This window comes from Rugamonas sp. DEMB1, assembly GCF_029834475.1.
GTDB lineage: Bacteria > Pseudomonadota > Gammaproteobacteria > Burkholderiales > Burkholderiaceae_D > Rugamonas > Rugamonas rubra.
Genome location: NZ_CP122407.1, coordinates 2,673,879 through 2,691,094 on the forward strand (window position 1 = coordinate 2,673,879; position 17,216 = coordinate 2,691,094).

Annotated in this window: 16 protein-coding genes and 1 tRNA gene; 13 read left to right on the forward strand and 4 right to left on the reverse strand. The window is 66.7% G+C overall.

All coding sequences use genetic code 11. From position 1 onward, the window contains the following. Positions 1 to 138: 138 nt before the first annotated feature. Together QC826_RS12175 and QC826_RS12180 are read right to left on the reverse strand one after the other, a co-directional pair. Complete coding sequence (locus tag QC826_RS12175) at positions 139 to 1,452, reverse strand: enoyl-CoA hydratase/isomerase family protein (protein ID WP_279765854.1); 1,314 nt, start codon at positions 1,450 to 1,452, stop codon at positions 139 to 141. 11 nt (positions 1,453 to 1,463) lie between these two features. Then, positions 1,464 to 2,666, reverse strand: a complete 1,203-nt coding sequence (locus QC826_RS12180) for an acetyl-CoA C-acetyltransferase (RefSeq protein WP_279765855.1) — start codon at positions 2,664 to 2,666, stop codon at positions 1,464 to 1,466. A 166-nt stretch (positions 2,667 to 2,832) separates the two neighbouring features. Here QC826_RS12180 and QC826_RS12185 point away from each other — a divergent pair, with 166 nt between their 5' ends. From QC826_RS12185 to QC826_RS12210, 6 genes are all read left to right on the forward strand, one after another. Further along, on the forward strand, positions 2,833 to 3,987 hold the full coding sequence (locus QC826_RS12185) for an acyl-CoA dehydrogenase family protein (RefSeq protein ID WP_279765856.1): 1,155 nt from the start codon (positions 2,833 to 2,835) through the stop codon (positions 3,985 to 3,987). Positions 3,988 to 4,049: 62 nt separating this feature from the next. Continuing rightward, positions 4,050 to 5,741, forward strand: a complete 1,692-nt coding sequence (locus QC826_RS12190; RefSeq protein ID WP_279765857.1) for an isovaleryl-CoA dehydrogenase — start codon at positions 4,050 to 4,052, stop codon at positions 5,739 to 5,741. Further along, positions 5,738 to 6,328, forward strand: coding sequence for a TetR/AcrR family transcriptional regulator (locus QC826_RS12195; RefSeq protein WP_279765858.1), 591 nt, complete (start codon positions 5,738 to 5,740; stop codon positions 6,326 to 6,328). Before QC826_RS12190 ends, QC826_RS12195 begins: the two co-directional genes overlap by 4 nt. 292 nt (positions 6,329 to 6,620) lie before the next feature. Further along, entirely contained in the window at positions 6,621 to 7,274 is a 654-nt protein-coding gene (upp, locus tag QC826_RS12200; protein WP_093390383.1) for a uracil phosphoribosyltransferase, read from the forward strand. An 18-nt stretch (positions 7,275 to 7,292) separates the two neighbouring features. Continuing rightward, positions 7,293 to 7,640 (forward strand): Hpt domain-containing protein, encoded by a 348-nt coding sequence (locus tag QC826_RS12205; protein WP_279765859.1) that lies wholly within the window; start codon positions 7,293 to 7,295, stop codon positions 7,638 to 7,640. Positions 7,641 to 7,946: 306 nt separating this feature from the next. Further along, positions 7,947 to 8,150 (forward strand): cold-shock protein, encoded by a 204-nt coding sequence (locus QC826_RS12210; protein WP_020703630.1) that lies wholly within the window; start codon positions 7,947 to 7,949, stop codon positions 8,148 to 8,150. A 177-nt stretch (positions 8,151 to 8,327) separates the two neighbouring features. Here the strand turns inward: QC826_RS12210 and QC826_RS12215 are convergent, their stop codons facing one another. Then, complete coding sequence (locus QC826_RS12215; RefSeq protein ID WP_279765861.1) at positions 8,328 to 9,239, reverse strand: LysR family transcriptional regulator; 912 nt, start codon at positions 9,237 to 9,239, stop codon at positions 8,328 to 8,330. Between the two features lie 193 nt (positions 9,240 to 9,432). Between QC826_RS12215 and aceB the strand changes: the two genes are divergently transcribed. Further along, a complete protein-coding gene (gene aceB / locus QC826_RS12220) occupies positions 9,433 to 11,031 on the forward strand; it encodes a malate synthase A (protein WP_093390386.1) in 1,599 nt (532 codons plus the stop codon). A 219-nt stretch (positions 11,032 to 11,250) separates the two neighbouring features. On the opposite strand, the gene gloB is transcribed toward aceB, so the two are convergent. Beyond that, entirely contained in the window at positions 11,251 to 12,054 is an 804-nt protein-coding gene (gene gloB / locus QC826_RS12225) for a hydroxyacylglutathione hydrolase (protein WP_279765862.1), read from the reverse strand. Positions 12,055 to 12,074: 20 nt separating this feature from the next. On the opposite strand from gloB, the gene QC826_RS12230 reads away from it, so the two are divergent. The 6 genes from QC826_RS12230 to QC826_RS12255 all read left to right on the forward strand — a co-directional run bounded on the left by QC826_RS12230 (position 12,075) and on the right by QC826_RS12255 (position 17,216). Then, the gene (locus QC826_RS12230) at positions 12,075 to 12,875 is read left to right on the forward strand and encodes a class I SAM-dependent methyltransferase (protein ID WP_279765863.1); all 801 of its coding nucleotides are present in this window, start codon (positions 12,075 to 12,077) and stop codon (positions 12,873 to 12,875) included. Further along, positions 12,868 to 13,308, forward strand: coding sequence for a ribonuclease HI (rnhA, locus tag QC826_RS12235; protein WP_099417794.1), 441 nt, complete (start codon positions 12,868 to 12,870; stop codon positions 13,306 to 13,308). Before QC826_RS12230 ends, rnhA begins: the two co-directional genes overlap by 8 nt. 79 nt (positions 13,309 to 13,387) lie before the next feature. Then, on the forward strand, positions 13,388 to 14,098 hold the full coding sequence (gene dnaQ, locus QC826_RS12240; protein ID WP_279765865.1) for a DNA polymerase III subunit epsilon: 711 nt from the start codon (positions 13,388 to 13,390) through the stop codon (positions 14,096 to 14,098). 76 nt (positions 14,099 to 14,174) lie between these two features. Beyond that, positions 14,175 to 14,249: transfer RNA gene (locus tag QC826_RS12245), tRNA-Val, on the forward strand. Between the two features lie 726 nt (positions 14,250 to 14,975). Continuing rightward, positions 14,976 to 16,661 carry a ShlB/FhaC/HecB family hemolysin secretion/activation protein gene (locus QC826_RS12250; RefSeq protein WP_409567875.1) on the forward strand — a complete coding sequence of 562 codons (1,686 nt, stop codon included), beginning with the start codon at positions 14,976 to 14,978 and terminating at the stop codon, positions 16,659 to 16,661. 12 nt (positions 16,662 to 16,673) lie between these two features. After that, a complete protein-coding gene (locus QC826_RS12255; protein WP_279765866.1) occupies positions 16,674 to 17,216 on the forward strand; it encodes a toxin-activating lysine-acyltransferase in 543 nt (180 codons plus the stop codon).

Sequence of the window (17,216 nt, forward strand, 5' to 3'; positions counted from 1 at the left end):
GAAATGTATCATTGAACGGGGTGGAAATACATGAACAAGGACAACTTATATGAATGTTTTGTTCATTTTTCTGCGCCGCCATGGAAAAACGGCGGCGCAGAGTGGGGGAAGGGCGCTTAGTCTGCGCGTTCTTCTTGCCTATTGGATAAGTTTTTGCCAGCCGGGCGCCGGCGCGAAACGCTCGCCCAGTTGCGCCGCGCGGGCGGCGAACCGGGTCGCGCCAAGCGTGGCGATGAAGCGCAGCGCGCCGCCGCTGTGGGCGGGGAAACCACAGTCGCGCACCGAGATGCGGTCGGCCTGGTCGACGTCGCCGGCCAGCAGGGTGTCGACGCCGCGCAGGGCGGCCAGCGCCTGGGCGTACAGCAGGCGGTCGCGCGCCAGTTCTACGTCGGCGGCGCCGGCCTTGGCGGCCGGCGCGGCCGCCTCCTCCGGCGGTAGCTGGGCCAGGCCGGCGGCCATGGCGGCGTGGCGCAGCAGCGCGGCCGGCAGGCCTTCGGCGCGCAGCAGCGCCAGTTCGTCCAGGTAGGCCAGGCGCAGCGTGGCGGCGAACTGCTCGGCCTGGGCCGACGGCGCGGCCGGGATGCGGCTCAGGCGGATCAGGTTCTTGGCCACGGCGCCCAGCGCGCACTGGCAGAAGTAGCGGCTCTCGATCAGCAGGGCGTTGTCGAAGTCCACTTGCAGGCCCTCGACCATGGCGCACAGGACGGCTTCCGGCGCCGGGTAGTGGCCGCGCGTGCGCTGGCGCAGCATGGCCGGCGCCACCTGCAGCAACGTTTGCAGCGGCGCCGAGTTGAGGGCGCCGCCGGGCAGGCGGTAGCCCTTGGCGTCCCACGGTTGGCCGGCGGCGGCGCCGTTGGCCAGCAGCGCGGCGAGCTGTTCGGTCAGCGCGCCGGCGTCGGCGGCGACGTCGTGCAGCAGGCCGGCCTCCAGCGCCTGCGCGGCGCTGAGTGGTTTGCCTTCGAGCAGCAGCGGCATGGCCGCCTGCAGTCCGCTTAGGCGCACGGCGCGGGCCAGTTCGCCGGCCACCGGGGCCAGGCCCAGCTTGACCTGCGGCAGGGCGATGCTGGCGTCGGCCAGGGCGACGCGGTGGTGGCAGGCCAGCGCCAGGCCGAGGGCGTGGCCCTCGACGGCGCCGGACAGGGTGGCTATCAGCGGCTTGTTCAGCAGGTCGAGGCGGCGCAGCAGGGCGTTGTAGTCGGCCAGGGTGCGCATGCAATCGGCCGCCTGTTCGGGCGCCAGGGCCAGCAGCTGCTCCAGCTCCTCGTGGTGGGCGGGATGGTCGGTGCCGTCGGCGCCGCCGTCGATGGCCAGCACCACTTGCAGCAGCGGCGCCGCTTCGATGCGTTCGACGGCGGCCTTCAGCTCGCGGCGGAAGGCGGCGTTGAAGGGGCTGACGGCGCGCGCCGCCAGGTTCAGGGTCAGGCTGTCGCCTTGTTGGTGGTAGGTGATCATGGCGGTCTCCGTCAGATGCGTTCGATGATGGTGGCGATGCCCATGCCGCCGCCCACGCACAAGGTAATCAGGCCGCGTTTGAGTTCGCGCGCCTCCAGTTCGTCCAGCAGGGTGCCGAGCAGCATGCAGCCGGTGGCGCCCAGCGGGTGGCCCAGCGCGATGCTGCCGCCGTTGACGTTGACCTTTTCCTCGGGCACGCCGAGTTCCGTCATGAAGCGCATGACCACGGCGGCGAAGGCCTCGTTGACCTCGAACAGGTCGATGTCGGCCACCGTCAGGCCGGCCTTGAGCAGGGCCTTGCGCGCGGCCGGCGCCGGGCCGGTCAGCATGATGGTCGGGTCGCTGCCGGTGACGGCGGTGGCCAGCACGCGGGCGCGCGGACGCAGTCCCAGGCGGGCGCCGGCGGCGGCACTGCCGATCAAGGCCAGCGCGGCGCCGTCGACGATGCCGGACGAGCTGCCGGCGGTGTGCACGTGGTCGAGCCGCGCCAGTTGCGGGTATTTGCGCAGGGCCAGGCTGTCGAAGCCCATCTTGCCGGCCGCCTCGAAGGAGGGCTTGAGGCCGGCCAGGGTGGCCAGGGTGGTGGCCGGCTTGATGAATTCGTCCTCGGCCAGAATCAGCACGCCGTTCTGGTCGCGCACCGGCACCACGGAGCGGAAGCGGCCGGCGGCGCGGGCGGCGGCGGCCTTTTGCTGCGAGCGCAGGGCGTAGGCGTCGATGGCGTCGCGGTCGTAGCCGTCGAGCATGGCGATCAGGTCGGCGCCTATGCCCTGCGGCAGGAAGTCGGTGCGCAGGCTGGTTTCCGGGTCGAGCGCCCAGGCGCCGCCGTCGGAACCCATGGCGACGCGCGACATCGACTCGACGCCGCCGGCCACCACCAAATCCTCCCAGCTGGAGCGCACTTTTTGCGCCGCCAGGTTGACCGCCTCCAGGCCGGAGGCGCAGAAGCGGTTGAGCTGCACGCCGGCCACCTGCCAGTCCCAACCGGCCACCAGGGCGGCGGTCTTGGCGATGTCGGCGCCCTGGTCGCCGACCGGGGTGACGCAGCCGAGCACGACGTCGTCGATCTGCGCGGTGTCGATGTTGTGGCGGCTTTGCAACTCGCGCATCAGGCCGGCCAGCAGCGTGATCGGTTTGACGCTGTGCAGGCTGCCGTCCTTCTTGCCCTTGCCGCGCGGGGTGCGGATGGCCTCGTAGATGAATGCTTCGTTCATATTGTCTCCAAGCGCGCGGCCGGGGCGGCGCGGGGTTTGATGGTTTTTGTTGTGATTTTCTTCACTTATGTGTGCAATCATAGAGCCGGCCCAACAACAAAGCAACTGCTTGCTTGATTGTTGTGTTTGCGCTAATCTGCCTTCTCCAATCGACCACGGGGCACGCATGTTCAACAGTCACGAGCACCAGGAGCTGCAGCGCACGTTGAAGCGCTTCATCGACCAGGAGATCAATCCGCATGTCGAGCAGTGGGAGGCGGACGAGGCCTTTCCGGCCCACGCCTTGTTCAAAAAATTGGGCGACCTCGGCCTGCTGGGGCTGACCAAGCCGGTCGAGTACGGCGGCCTGGGGCTGGACTATTCCTTCTCGATGGCGATGGCCGAGACGCTCGGCCATGTCGACTGCGGCGGCATTCCGATGGCGATCGGCGTGCACACCGACATGTGCACGCCGGCCTTGGCGCGCTTCGGCTCGGACGCGCTGCGCCGGCAGTTTTTGGCGCCGGCCATCAGCGGCGACATGGTCGGCTGCGTCGGCGTGTCGGAGGCGGCGGCCGGCTCGGACGTGGCGGCCATCAAGACCACGGCGCGCAAGGACGGCGACGACTACCTCATCGACGGCAGCAAGATGTGGATCACCAACAGCCTGCAAGCCGACTGGATGTGCGTGCTGGCCAACACCTCGGACGGCGCGCCGCACAAGAACAAGACGCTGATCATCGTGCCGATGGATGCGCCCGGCGTCTCGGTCGGCAAGAAGATCCGCAAGATCGGCATGCACTCGTCGGACACGGGGCTGATCCACTTCGACGGCGTGCGCGTGCCGCAGCGCTACGCCATCGGCGAGGAGGGCATGGGCTTCACCTACCAGATGTTGCAGTTCCAGGAGGAGCGCCTGTGGGCCGCCGCCAACGCCATCCAGAGCCTGGTCAACTGCATCGAGACCACCGCCGAGTGGGCGCGCGAGCGCACGATGTTCGGCGGCCGCCTGCTGGACAACCAGCACGTGCAGTTCAAGTTGGCCGAGTTGAAGACGGAAGTGGAAAGCCTGCGCGCGCTGACCTACCGCGCCGGCCAGTTGTACATCGGCGGCGCCGACGTGACCGAGCTGGCCTCGATGGCCAAGCTGAAGGCCGGCCGCCTGCTGCGCCTGGTGCCGGACGCCTGCCTGCAGTTTTGGGGCGGCATGGGTTACAGCCTGGAGAATCGGGTGTCGCGCCTGTTCCGCGACGGCCGGCTGGCCTCCATCGCCGGCGGCGCCGACGAGGTCATGTTGGGCATCATCGCCAAGCAAATGGGGCTGGTGGCGCGCAAGCGCTAGGTCCATTTTTTGATACCGCCGGCGCCGTGTGGCGCCGGGCGCAATCCGAACCGGGAGCAGACATGAACGAATTCGACACCCACGAGATCAGCAACACGGTCGCGCCGTTTGAGAACATCAACCTGTACGCCTGCGATCCGGCGCTGAAGGAGGCCTTGCTGCGCGAGGGCGGCGCCAACGCGGCGGCCTCGTTGCAGGCGCTGGGCGAGCTGCTGGGCCGCGCCGAGACGCTGGAGCTGGCGCGGCTGGCCAACCAGAACAAGCCGACCTTGCACAATTTCGACCGCGAGGGCCGCCGCATCGACGAGGTGGAGTACCACCCGGCCTGGCACAAGTTGATGACGCTACTCATAGAGAACGGCACCCACGCCTCGCCGTGGGACGCCGTCGAGGGCGGCGAGCAGGTGGCGCGGGCGGCGCGCTACATCCTGTTCGGCCAGGTGGAGAACGGCTCGCAGTGCCCGGTGACGATGACCTACGCCTCGGTGCCGGCGCTGCGCCAGGCGCCGCGCATCGCCGCGCGCTGGCTGCCGAAGATTTTGTCGCGCCAGTACGACCCGCGTTCGCTGCCGATCGAGCAGAAGCGCGGCGCCCTGCTGGGCATGGGCATGACGGAGAAGCAGGGCGGCTCCGACGTGCGCAGCAACACCACGCGGGCCACGCCGGTGCCGTTGGCCGAGGGCCGCCGCCTGTTCGGCGACGAGGGCGACGCCGGGGACTTGTTCCGCATCGTCGGCCACAAGTGGTTCTTCTCGGCGCCGCAGTGCGACGCCCACCTGGTGCTGGCGCAGACCGACGACGCCGGCAGCGCCGGCCTGAGTTGCTTCTTCCTGCCGCGCTATCTGCCCGACGGGAGCCGCAACCAGATCCGCGTGCAGCGCCTGAAGGACAAGCTGGGCAACCGCTCCAGCGCCTCGTCCGAGGTGGAGTTCACCGGCGCCTACGGCTGGCTGGTGGGCAAGCAGGGGCGCGGCATCCCGACCATTTTGGAGATGGGCAGCCACACCCGGCTCGACTGCGTGGTGGGCAGCGCCGGCATCATGCGCGCCGCGCTGACGCACGCGCTGCACCACGCGCGGCGCCGCGTCGCCTTCGGCAAGCCGCTGGCGCAGCAGCCGCTGATGCAGAACGTGCTGGCCGATATGGCGCTCGAATCGGAGGCGGCGACCGTCTTCGCGCTGCGGCTGGCGCGCTGCTTCGACCAGTCGGACGATCCGGCGCAGGCGCTGCTGGCGCGCATCCTGACGCCGGCCGGTAAATATTGGATCTGCAAGCGCGGCCCGACCTTCGGCGCCGAGGCGATGGAGGTGCTCGGCGGCAGCGGCTACGTCGAGGACGGCCCGTTGGCGCGGCTGTACCGCGAGTTCCCCGTCAATTCGATCTGGGAGGGCTCGGGCAACGTGATGTGCCTGGACCTGCTGCGCGCCTTCGGCAAAACCCCGGCCGCGCGCGAGGCGCTGGGGGCCGAGCTGGCGCTGGCCGGCGAGGGCAACGTGCCCTACACCGGCTACACGGCGACGCTGCTGGCCGATCTGGCGCTGCCGCAGTCGGACGAGTACGGCGCGCGCCGGCTGGCCGAGCGCATCGTGCTGGCGGTGCAGGCCGGCCTGCTGCTGCGCCACGCGCCGGCCTTCGTGGCGGACGCCTTCGTCAACTCGCGGCTGGGCGCCGGCGTGGGCGGCGCCTTCGGCTGCCTGCCGGCCGGCGTCGACTGCGCCGCCATCCTGGCGCGCGCGCTGGTGGAGGACGAATGAGCGGCGCCGCCGCCGTGGTCGTCGTCGACAACAACCGCCGCGCCGACCTGCTGCGCGTGGCGGCGCGGCTGTTCCGCGAGCGCGGCTTCGACGGCACCACCATCCGAGACATCGCCGACGCCGTCGGCATGCGCTCGGGCAGTCCCTTCTACCACTTCAAGAGCAAGCAGGAGATCCTGGCGGCAGTGATGGAGGAGCTGGTGGCCGGCCTGCCGACCGCCGAGGCCATCGTCGCCGGCGGCCTGGCGCCGCGCGAGAAGTTCCGCGCCCTGGTGCGCGCGCATCTGGAGACGGTGCTGGCCGAGGGCCACGACTTCATTCCGGTGCTCTTATATGACTGGCGTTGTTTGACGCCGCTGCTGCAGCAGCGCGTGCTGGTGCTGCGCGACCGCTACGACCAGCTGTGGCAGGACCTGGTGACGGAGTTGTACCGCGCCGGCGAGCTGGCCAGCGACGGCAAGGTGGCGCGCCTGCTGCTGATGGGGGCGATCAACTACAGCGTGCTGTGGTATCGCGAGGGGCAGGGCTCGGACCTGGACCAGATCGCGCAGGAGGCGGTGGCCATGTTCCTGCGCCGCGCCGCGTAGACAGGCGCCTTGCGGCTGATTCGAAGCGCTCCGGCGGGGCGGCTTCTACTTGCCCAACCCCACCCCGGGACGCGGAAGCCGGGGTCTGACCCCTGGCGGGGTCAGACCCCTTCGCTTTGGGGGCTTGGGCCGGCGTCCAGCCGATCGTTGAAGGGCTTTTTATTTCGCAAAACGGTTCCATCGCGCGGCGATGGCTGGGATAATGCGGCTTACAACCGAAAAACGGCAATGAAGACGCCGCCCGTATCCCGGTGCGCGGCCGCCTTCCCGACAGAAAAAGAGCACACCCACCATGAAACAAGATCCGCGCTTCCCCAATCTCTTCATCACCGACCACCCGCTGATCCAGCACAAACTGAGCCACATGCGCGAGAAGGACACCTCGACCCGCACCTTCCGCGAGCTGCTCAAAGAGATCACCCTGCTGATGGGCTACGAGATCACCCGCGACCTGCCGCTGACCACCCGCCAGATCGAAACCCCGCTGATGACCATCGATGCGCCCGTCATCGCCGGCAAGAAGTTGGCCATCGTGCCGATCCTGCGCGCCGGCATCGGCATGAGCGACGGCCTGCTGAACCTGGTGCCGTCGGCCCGCGTCGGCCACATCGGCGTGTACCGCGACCCGGACACCCACCAGCCGGTGGAATACCTGGTGCGCCTGCCCGACCTGAACGAGCGCACCTTCATCCTGTGCGATCCGATGGTGGCGACCGGCAATTCGGCCGTGCACGCCGTCGACGTGCTCAAATCGCGCGGCGTGAGCGACGACCAGATCATCTTCCTGGCCCTGGTGGCCGCGCCGGAAGGCATCACCGTGTTCCAGGCGGCCCACCCCGGCGTGAAGATCTACTGCGCCTCGCTGGACTCGCACCTCAACGAGCACGCCTACATCGTGCCGGGCCTGGGCGACGCCGGCGACCGCATCTTCGGCACCAAGGGTTAATTGCAGCGCGCGCCGACCATGTCCACGCCGCACGAAGCCGCGTTCCACGCCCACCTGCAATTGCTGGCCGACAAGTACGCGGCCCGCCTGCCGGCGACGCTGGAGCAGATCGCCGCCGCGCTGGCCGCTTGCCGGGCCGATGGCGCCGCGCCGTCCGCCGAGCACCTGCATGGTTTGCACGAGTTGCTGCACGGCGTGGCCGGCACGGCCGGCACCTTCGGCTTCGCGCTGCTGGGGCAGCAGTGCCGGCAGGTCGAGCAGCAGTTGCGCCAGGCGATGTTGACGCCGTCTTGCTGGGCCGCCGCCGCCGCCGATTTGGACAAAGTGTTGCGCTGGGCCGCAACAAATCCACGTGCGCGCACCTAGGGCTAAAACTTTGCGTTATGATCTTGCCCACGTTTGATATGTGTCAAACACTGTCAGGATTTCTTCTCTATAGTGAAATCCATGCTGTGCGAAGCGGGTTGGGAAGTGCGGTTTGTCGAGTGAAAGCAGGGTGAAATTCCCCTCTGCGAATTTATTTTCACAAAGACGTGCTTTTCTCGTTTTGTTCGGTATAATGCGGGATCGTTTAGATTCAAGAGTAGTGCAGTTGCAGTTGGTCTGTCATTTCTTTCTTGCTTCAAACGATATCACGGGCGCAAGCCCAACTTAACTGAAATAGGAATTGTAATGGCAACTGGTATCGTAAAATGGTTTAATGATTCGAAGGGCTTCGGCTTTATCACCCCTGACGAAGGCGGCGAAGATCTGTTCGCTCACTTCTCGGCGATTCAGTCCGCAGGCTTCAAGTCGCTGCAAGAGAACCAACGTGTCTCTTTCGAAGTGACCGCTGGTCCTAAAGGCAAGCAAGCTTCGAACATTCAGCCAATCTAATACGCTGAGTCAAACGAAATAAAGAAATCCTCGGAATCCGAGGATTTTTTTTCGTCTGTCACTTTTGCAGCAAGTGCTTGCGTGCCGTCTGGCCGAGACTGCCCGCAACTGTGCCCTAGGGTCAGACCCTAGGGTCTGACCCTGGGTCTGACCCTGGATCTGCGCCGCCTCGTGCGCTTATTTCCAAGCCTTGCGCCAATAGTCCGGCTGGGCATAGGTGTGGCGCAGGAAATCGACGAAGGCGCGGATGCGCAGCGGCAGATGGCGGCGCTGGGCGAAGACCGCGTACAGGTCGTTGCCCGGCGCCGAGTACTGGTCCAACACCGTCACCAGCTTGCCCGCCTCGATCTCGGCGCCCACCTCCCACATCGAACGCCAGGCCAGGCCCTTGCCGGCCAGCGCCCAATCGTGCAACACCTCGCCGTCGTTGCAGCCCAGGTTGCCGCCCACCTTGAGCGTGACGATTTTGCCGTTCTCGCGGAAGGTCCAGCCGCGCTGGCTGCCCTCGCTGCTGATCGCCAGGCAGTTGTGCTTGGCCAGCTCGGCCAGGGTCTGCGGTTCGCCGTGGCGCTTCAGGTAGGCCGGCGAGGCGACCAACACCCGTTCGTTGTCGGCCAGCTTGACGCTGACCAGGTTCGAGTCCGACAGGCTGGCGATGCGGATCGCCACGTCGACGCCTTCGCCGATCAGGTCGACCACGCGGTCGTTCAGGTTCAGCGTGACGGCCACGTCGCGGTGCTCGGCGACGAAGGAGGGCAGCAGCGGGGCGACGTGCTGGCGGCCGAAGCCGGCCGGCGCCGAGATCAGCAGGTGGCCGGTGGCCTTGGCGCTGCGCTCGGCGACGGCGCTTTCGGCGTCCTCCAGCTCGGCCAGGATGCGCTGGCAGTCCTCCAGGAAGGCCGCGCCCTCGTTGGTCAGCGCCAGCTTGCGCGTGGTCCGTTGCAATAATTTGACACCCAGGCGCGCCTCCAGCGCGTCCAGACGGCGGCCTATCATGGCCGGCGCAATGCCCTCGGCGCGGGCGGCGGCCGACAGGCTGCCACGGGCGATGACTTCTACAAAGGTGGAGATTTGACGGAACTGGCCCATGGGACTCATTTGTGATAAAAACGCATAGATGAAGTGATTTTTTGTTCAGTTTGCATAACTAAATAGTGAATATACTTCAAATCACATCAAGGCGTAACCGAACGCCCACACTAAAAGATTCAGGACGCAACACCATTAGCAGTGCTTATAATTTAGGTCGGTAGTTCATTTTTTCTAATACGGAGATACATCCATGACGCAGTCCACCATCAACTTGCCGGCAGGTATGGAAATCACGGGCGAAATCAAGCCTGGTTACGAACAAGTGTTGACGTCGGAGGCGCTCGCCCTGGTGGCCAAGCTGACCCGCGCCTTCGAACCGCGCCGCCAAGAGCTGCTGGCCGTGCGCGTTGAGCGCGCCAAGCGCCTGGATGCCGGCGAGCGTCCCGACTTCCTGGCCGAAACCGCGCACATCCGCGCCGGCGACTGGAAGATCGCGCCTATCCCCAAGGCGCTGGAATGCCGCCGCGTGGAAATCACCGGCCCGGTCGAGCGCAAGATGGTCATCAACGCCTTCAACTCGGGCGCCGACAGCTACATGACCGACTTCGAGGATTCGAACACGCCGAACTGGGACAACCAGATCACCGGCCAGATCAACATGATGGACGCTGTGCGCAAGACCATCTCGCTGGAGCAGAACGGCAAGTCCTACAAGCTCAACGACAAGATCGCCACCCTGGTGGTGCGTCCGCGCGGCTGGCATCTGGACGAGAAGCACGTGCTGGTCGACGGCAAGCGCATCTCCGGCGGCATCTTCGACTTCGCCCTGTTCATGGTGCACAACGCCAAGGAACAACTGGCGCGCGGCGCCGGCCCTTACTTCTACCTGCCGAAGATGGAATCGCACATCGAGGCGCGCCTGTGGAACGACATCTTCGTGATGACGCAAAACGAGCTGGGCCTGCCACAGGGCACGATCAAGGCCACCGTGCTGATCGAGACCATCCTGGCCGCCTTCGAGATGGACGAGATCCTCTACGAGCTGCGCGAGCACAGCTCGGGCCTGAACGCCGGCCGCTGGGACTACATCTTCTCCTGCATCAAGAAGTTCAAGCTGGACAAGGATTTCTGCCTGGCCGACCGCGCCAAGGTGACGATGACCGCGCCGTTCATGCGCTCCTACGCCCTGTTGCTGCTGCAAACCTGCCACAAGCGCAACGCGCCGGCGATCGGCGGCATGGCCGCGCTGATCCCGATCAAGAACGATCCGGAAAAAAACGACATCGCCATGGGCGGTGTACGCAACGACAAGGCGCGCGACGCCACCGACGGCTACGACGGCGGCTGGGTGGCCCACCCCGGCCTGGTCGAGCTGGCCATGACCGAGTTCACCAAGGTGCTGGGCGACAAGCCGAACCAGATCGACAAGCAGCGTCCCGACATCGCCGTGACCGCCGCCGACCTGCTCAACTTCCAGCCGGAAGCGCCGATCACCGAGGCCGGCCTGCGCTACAACATCAACGTCGGCATCCACTACCTGGGTAGCTGGCTGGCGGGCAACGGTTGCGTGCCTATCCACAACCTGATGGAAGACGCCGCCACCGCCGAGATCAGCCGCTCGCAGGTGTGGCAGTGGATCCGTTCGGACAAGGGCGTGCTGGAAGACGGCCGCAAGGTCAGCGCCGACATGGTGCGGGCGATGATTCCGGAAGAGCTGGCCAAGGTGCAGCGCGACGCGCCGGGCGGCAACGGTCCGACCTACGTGCGTGCGGGCCAGATCTTCGAGGAGATGTCGACCTCGGAGTCGTTCGCCGAGTTCCTGACCTTGCCGCTGTACGAGGAAATCTAAGTGGCTAGGGGAGCGGCGCCGCGCCGCTTCCCGGCCCTACGACAACCCGCGCCGGAGCCGACTGATGTCGGCTGCGGCGCGGGTTTTTTGCGTCCCCCCCCCCCCGAGAAGCGTCATGGCCGGGGTCCGACCCCGTACGGCGCCAAGGCGGGGAGTCAGACCCCTCGCTTGCGGGGTGAGGCCGGCGTTCCGGCAAGCCTGAAGGGCCGGTGCCGTCGGCTAGAAGTTGTTCTTCCACAGGCGCAGGGCGGTGAACACCGCCAGCGGCGTCTCGCCTTGTTCGAGCTTGCCGGCGGCAACCAGCTGGCGGGCGATCTCCGGCTCGCGGTAGCGCAGGAAGGGGTTGGTGGCCTTCTCCACGCCGATGGTGCTGGGCACCGTGGGCAGGTTGTGCTCGCGCTTGTCCGTCTCCACCACCACGCGCTCGCGGGTGGCCTGGTTGTCCGGCTCGACCACGCGGGCGAAGCGCAGATTGGGCAGCGTATACTCGTGGGCGCAGAAGACCTTGGTGGCGTCGGGCAGGGCGGCGAGCTTGCCGAGCGAGCTGAGCATTTGCGCCGGCGTGCCCTCGAACAGGCGGCCGCAACCGCCGGCGAACAGGGTGTCGCCGCAGAACAACCAGGGCTCCTCGCTGTCGGCCGCGTAGAGATAGGCGATGTGGCCGTTGGTGTGGCCGGGCACGTCGAGCACCGCCAGCTTGAGGGCCAGGCCGGGCACGTCGATGCGGCTGCCTTCGCCCACCGGCCGGGTGACGGCGGCGATGGTTTCGTTGCGCGGCCCGAAAACAGGAACCGGATAATGCTGTAATAATTCGGGAACGCCGCCGATGTGGTCAGCGTGGTGGTGGGTGAGTAGAATGGCGGTAAGCCTGAGGCCGTGTTCCTTGAGCGCGGCCCGCACGGGCTTGGCGTCACCGGGATCGACCACGGCGGCGTGCGCGCCGTCATGGATCAGCCACAGATAGTTGTCATTGAAAGCGGGTATGGTGAGAACACTGAGAGTGCGGGTAGCGGAGTTGGTCATTGGATCACTAGGGTCTGGGCATGGATAGCGCGGCATCCGACCAATCCATTATAGCGCTGGATGGCTGGCTGCAAACGCCGGCCGGCCTGTATGCGCGCGCCTGGGAACAGGCCTGCCTGGATAACTTGACAGCCGACATTTTCGGCTTCAACGCCGTGCAGATCGGCATGCCGCAGATCGACGCGCTGGCGGCCAGCCGCATGCCGCACCGCTGGCTGGCCGACACGCGGGTGCGGCCGCGCCTGGCGCCGTCGCCGGCCCAGCAGCCCGACCCGCGGCGCCAGGTCGCCGTCACGCTCGACTACGCCGAGCTGCCGTTCGCCTCGCAAAGCCTGGACCTGGTGGTGCTGCCCCATGTGCTGGAGTTCGCCGCCGAGCCGCACCAGGTGCTGCGCGAGGTCGAGCGGGTGCTGATCCCCGAGGGCCGGCTGATCATCTGCGGCTTCAACCCGGCCAGCCTGTGGGGCGCGCGGCAGGTGCTGGGGCGGGCCGCCGGTTCCTACTTCCTGCCGCGCGCCGGCGAGTTCATCTCTATGCCGCGCCTGAAAGACTGGTTAAAATTGTTGAACATGGGCGCCAGCCAGAGCCACTTCGGCTGCTACGCGCCCGCTTGCCGCACAGAAAAGTGGCTGCACCGCTACGCCTTCATGGATAATGCGGGCGCGCGCTGGTGGCCCTATCTGGGCGGCGTCTATATTGTGCAGGCGATCAAGCGTGTCAAGGGCATGCATTTGATCGGTCCGGCATGGAGCAAACAAACGGCGACGACCCCGGCGGTCGTGCCGGTAACCAACAAGAGGCGGGAACAGCAGGATGGATAAAGTCGAGATTTTTACCGATGGCGCGTGCAAGGGTAATCCGGGCGTCGGCGGCTGGGGCGCCTTGATGGTGGCCGACGGGGCCGAGAAAGAGATTTTCGGCGGCGCGCTCAACACCACCAACAACCGCATGGAGTTGCAGGCGGTGATCGAGGCGCTCAGCGCGCTCAAGCGGCCCTGCACGGTGCTGCTGCACACCGACAGCCAGTATGTGCAGAAGGGCATCAGCGAGTGGATCCACGGCTGGAAGGCGCGCGGCTGGAAGACGGCGGCCAAGGAGCCGGTCAAGAACGTCGACCTGTGGCAGGCGCTCGACCTGGCGCAGGCGCTGCACCAGGTGGAATGGCGCTGGGTGCGCGGCCACAACGGCCACCCCGGCAACGAGCGGGCCGACGTGCTGGCCAACCGTGGCGTCGAGTCGGTCAAGGGCCGCTGAGCCGGCCAAGCACAACCCCCGCGCCGCGCTTTGTTATACTGCGCGGCCCGCCTTAGCCTGAACACGAAGACCTGCCACTATGCGCCAAATCGTACTCGATACCGAAACCACCGGCATCAACCCCAAGCTGGGCAACCGCATCCTCGAGATCGGTTGCGTCGAGCTGAAAAACCGTATGTTGACGGGGAATAATTTCCACGCCTACATCAATCCCGAGCGCGACTCGGAAGAGGGCGCGCTGAACGTCCACGGCCTGACCACCGAGTTCCTGCGCGACAAGCCGAAGTTCCACGAGATCGTCGAGCAGTTGCGCAGCTACATCGCCGGCGCCGAGGTGATCATCCACAACGCGCCCTTCGATCTGGGCTTTTTGAACCACGAGTTCAAGCGCCTCAACCTGCCCAGCTTCAGCGAGCACATCGGCGGCGTGATCGACACCTTGGTGCAGGCCAAGGAGCTGCATCCGGGCAAGCGCAACTCGCTCGACGCGCTGTGCGACCGCTACGGCGTGTCCAACTCGCACCGCAAGCTGCACGGCGCGCTGCTCGACGCCGAGCTGCTGGCCGACGTCTACCTGTCGATGACGCGCGGACAGAACAGCCTGGGCATGGACGTCGAGGAGGAGGCCGACGCCGGTGGCGCGCTGCTCGAGCCGATCCCGCTGGCCGACATCATCTTCCAGCCGGCCGATGCCGACGAGCTGGCGGCCCACGAGGCCACGCTGAGCGGGCTGGACAAGGCCGTCAAGGGCAGTTGCATCTGGCGGGCGACGCTGGCGCCGCAGGGCTGAGAAAGGTTTTTGCGAAATATCGCACGCGGGGCCTTCCATTTTCCCGCGCTTGTATGTCGATAATTCGCCCCGCTTCGGGAGGTTAGCTCAGGGGTAGAGCACTGCATTCACACTGCAGGGGTCACAAGTTCGAAACTTGTACTTCCCACCAAGAATTCGTTGTAGATAAAAAAGGCTTACGAGGCGACTCGCAGGCCTTTTTTTCGTCGCAACCCTGCGGCGAGCATCGATTGCGCGACTTCGGGGCCGAGCCGGAATTTTCCCGTATCGATAGTTCAATTCCACCGTTCTCTGCTTACCGCGCCCGCCGCTCCTCGAGGGGCGGCGGTGGTCAATCCTGCTTACCTTCCCCTCCCGCCTCGTCCGAGGACCAAGTCCGATAGTTGCCTAGCACAGCTGTGTCCTGTCAAAACTCTCCGATCGTCACATCATTAGCAAATAACACATATTAATTTTTATAAAAATTATGTATCCGTATGGAAATGTTTATTGCTTATAGTTATAATGTTTCCATTAAGTACTGTTTTTGCATTGATCGGCGACGCTGAACGATCCCCTGTGCCGCCGCGGCGATCTGGGCATGGCGGAGCGGGGCGCAGGCGGCTGCATTTGCCCGGCCGCCAGCGGGGCAAATTCTTACCGTTTTCCTGGCCGCGACGGCGCTGCGCGCGCTGCCCCAGGCAAGCCGCGGCCGGCGTCGGTCGTACCTGAATTTCTCAGAATCTAGAGGACACCTATGTATCAGCTTCCCGTGCCGCGGCACCGCTTGGTGGCGCGCGCGCCCGCCTGTTGCCGGCCGACGCCCATTCCGTTTCCTGCCGCCGCACCCTTGACCGAGCGCGCTGCCAGCGCCTGCCGCCTTGGGCTGGCGCTGGCGCTGGCCGCCTGGCCGGCGGCGCAGGCCTGGAGCCAGGCGCTGTCGCAGGAGGCGGCGGCCAGCCAGGAAGTGTTGCGTGAGCAGGAACGGGCCCGCGTACTGCGCGAACAGATCGAACGCCGGCCCGACGTGCGCTTGCCGGCGCCGGCCGGCGCAAGCGATGGCGGCCGTTTGCGCTTCGACGAATCGCCTTGTTTTACCGTTGAGCATATCGTGCTGGAAGGGGCGGCCGCCGCGTCCTTCCAGTGGGCCTTGGCGGCGGCCGGCCGGACCGGGGCGGGGCAGTCGGACAGTCCCATCGGCCATTGCCTGGGCGCGCGCGCCGTCGACCAGGTGCTGCAACGGGCGCAAAACGCCATCCTCCAGCGCGGCTATGTCACCACCCGCGTGCTGGTGGCGCCGCAGGACTTGAGCGGCGGCACGCTCAAGTTGACGCTGATCGCGGGGCGGGTGCGCGCCGTGCACACCTTGCCCGGCAGCGGCGCGCGCGCCACCTTGTGGAATGCGATACCGGCCAGCGCCGGCGAGCTGCTCAACTTGCGTGCGATCGAACAGGGGCTGGAAAACTTCAAGCGCGTGCCGACGGCCGATGCCGACATCCAAATCCTGCCGGCCGAGGGGCCGGGCGCTGGGCCGGGCGAGAGCGATCTGGCCATCCTGTGGCGGCAAGCCTCGCCCTTGCGGGCCAGCCTGTCACTGGACGACTCCGGCAGCGCCGCGACGGGGAAACACCAGGCGGCGATGACGATCTCGTACGACCACCCGTTGGCGCTGAACGACTTGTTCTTCGTCAGTGTCAATCACGCCCTGAGCCGCGCGGACTCCAGCGGGCAGGGCGCCACCGTCCATTATTCGCTGCCTGTTGGTTATTGGCTGCTGGGCATCACGGGCAGCAAAAGCAGCTACCGCCAATCGGTGGCGGGCCAGTATCAGGACTACACCTACAGCGGCGAGAGCAAGAACGGCGACGTCAAGCTGGCGCGCGTGGTGTACCGCGACGCCCGCAACAAAACCACGGTCTCGCTGCGGGGCTGGGCGCGGTCTTCGCGCAATTTCATCGACGACACCGAAGTGGAAGTGCAGCGCCGCCGCATGGCGGGCTGGGAAACGGGCGTGGAGCAGCGCGCCACCGTCGGCGCCGCCACGCTCGAACTGCACGCCAATTACCGCCGCGGCACCGGCGCCTGGCGTGCCCAGCGGGCCGTCGAGGAAATTCGCGGCGAAGGCACTTCGCGCTTCGGCGTGATCACCACGGACGCCACCGTCAGCGTACCCGTCGCCCTGGCCGGCCGGCGGCTGCGCTACCAGGGCGCATGGCGCAGCCAGCACAACCGCACCGCGCTGATCGCGCAAGACCGCTTTGCCATCGGCGGACGCTATACGGTGCGCGGCTTCGACGGCGAGAACAGCCTGGCGGCCGAACGCGGCTGGCTGTTGCGCAACGAAATCGGCGTGCCCTTGGGCGCGGCGGCGCAGGAGCTGTATGTGGGGCTCGACCACGGCGAAGTGGGCGGGCCGTCCAGCGCCAATCTGGTGGGCAAGCGGCTGACCGGCGCCGCGCTCGGGCTGCGCGGCCAGTGGCGGGCGCTGCAGTACGACGGCTTCGTCGGCGCGCCCGTGCGCAAACCGGCGCCGTTCCGTACCGCCAGCCGCACGGCGGGCTTTTCGATCAATCTGAACTATTAGCCGGGGAGCGCCATGTCATCTCATTCTTTCAAGGTCACCGCGCCCGCGCTCGGCCTGCCGGGCCATAGCGAGGCGGAGGTGCTGGGCGCCGTCGCGTGGTTGTGGCTGCATTCCGCGCGCCACCGCGAACTGCCTTTGATGGCGCTGAGCCAGACCTTGCTGCCGCCCTTGAAGGCCCAGCAATACATCCTGGCCTCCGCCGACGACGGTGCCGGCGGCATGCGTCCCGTCGCCTACCTGGCCTGGGCCAATCTCAGCGCCGAGGCGGAACGCCGCTATCTGCAATGCCGCTCCAGCGCCCTGCTACCGGTGCCGGACTGGACGGGCGGCGACCGGATGTGGATGACCGACTGGGTCGCCCCGTTCGGCCATACCGCGCAATTTCGGCGGCTGGTCACGGCGCTGTTGCCGGAGTCGTGTTTCCGCTTGCTGTACCACCGTGGCGATGAACGCGGTCCGCGCGTCAAGGCCTTGCGTGGCGACCATGTGTCGCGCGCCCAGGCCGCCGCCTGGTGGCAGGAGCGGCCGCTGGCCATGCCGGGCGACGCCGCCTGA

Bases quoted from the DNA above. Each gene is read 5' to 3' on its own strand.
- QC826_RS12175 (WP_279765854.1), bottom strand. From the start codon at position 1,452: ATGATCACCTACCACCAACAAGGCGACAGCCTGACCCTGAACCTGGCG.
- QC826_RS12180 (WP_279765855.1), bottom strand. From the start codon at position 2,666: ATGAACGAAGCATTCATCTACGAGGCCATCCGCACCCCGCGCGGCAAG.
- QC826_RS12185 (WP_279765856.1), top strand. From the start codon at position 2,833: ATGTTCAACAGTCACGAGCACCAGGAGCTGCAGCGCACGTTGAAGCGC.
- QC826_RS12190 (WP_279765857.1), top strand. From the start codon at position 4,050: ATGAACGAATTCGACACCCACGAGATCAGCAACACGGTCGCGCCGTTT.
- QC826_RS12195 (WP_279765858.1), top strand. From the start codon at position 5,738: ATGAGCGGCGCCGCCGCCGTGGTCGTCGTCGACAACAACCGCCGCGCC.
- upp (WP_093390383.1), top strand. From the start codon at position 6,621: ATGAAACAAGATCCGCGCTTCCCCAATCTCTTCATCACCGACCACCCG.
- QC826_RS12205 (WP_279765859.1), top strand. From the start codon at position 7,293: ATGTCCACGCCGCACGAAGCCGCGTTCCACGCCCACCTGCAATTGCTG.
- QC826_RS12210 (WP_020703630.1), top strand. From the start codon at position 7,947: ATGGCAACTGGTATCGTAAAATGGTTTAATGATTCGAAGGGCTTCGGC.
- QC826_RS12215 (WP_279765861.1), bottom strand. From the start codon at position 9,239: ATGGGCCAGTTCCGTCAAATCTCCACCTTTGTAGAAGTCATCGCCCGT.
- aceB (WP_093390386.1), top strand. From the start codon at position 9,433: ATGACGCAGTCCACCATCAACTTGCCGGCAGGTATGGAAATCACGGGC.
- gloB (WP_279765862.1), bottom strand. From the start codon at position 12,054: ATGACCAACTCCGCTACCCGCACTCTCAGTGTTCTCACCATACCCGCT.
- QC826_RS12230 (WP_279765863.1), top strand. From the start codon at position 12,075: ATGGATAGCGCGGCATCCGACCAATCCATTATAGCGCTGGATGGCTGG.
- rnhA (WP_099417794.1), top strand. From the start codon at position 12,868: ATGGATAAAGTCGAGATTTTTACCGATGGCGCGTGCAAGGGTAATCCG.
- dnaQ (WP_279765865.1), top strand. From the start codon at position 13,388: ATGCGCCAAATCGTACTCGATACCGAAACCACCGGCATCAACCCCAAG.
- QC826_RS12255 (WP_279765866.1), top strand. From the start codon at position 16,674: ATGTCATCTCATTCTTTCAAGGTCACCGCGCCCGCGCTCGGCCTGCCG.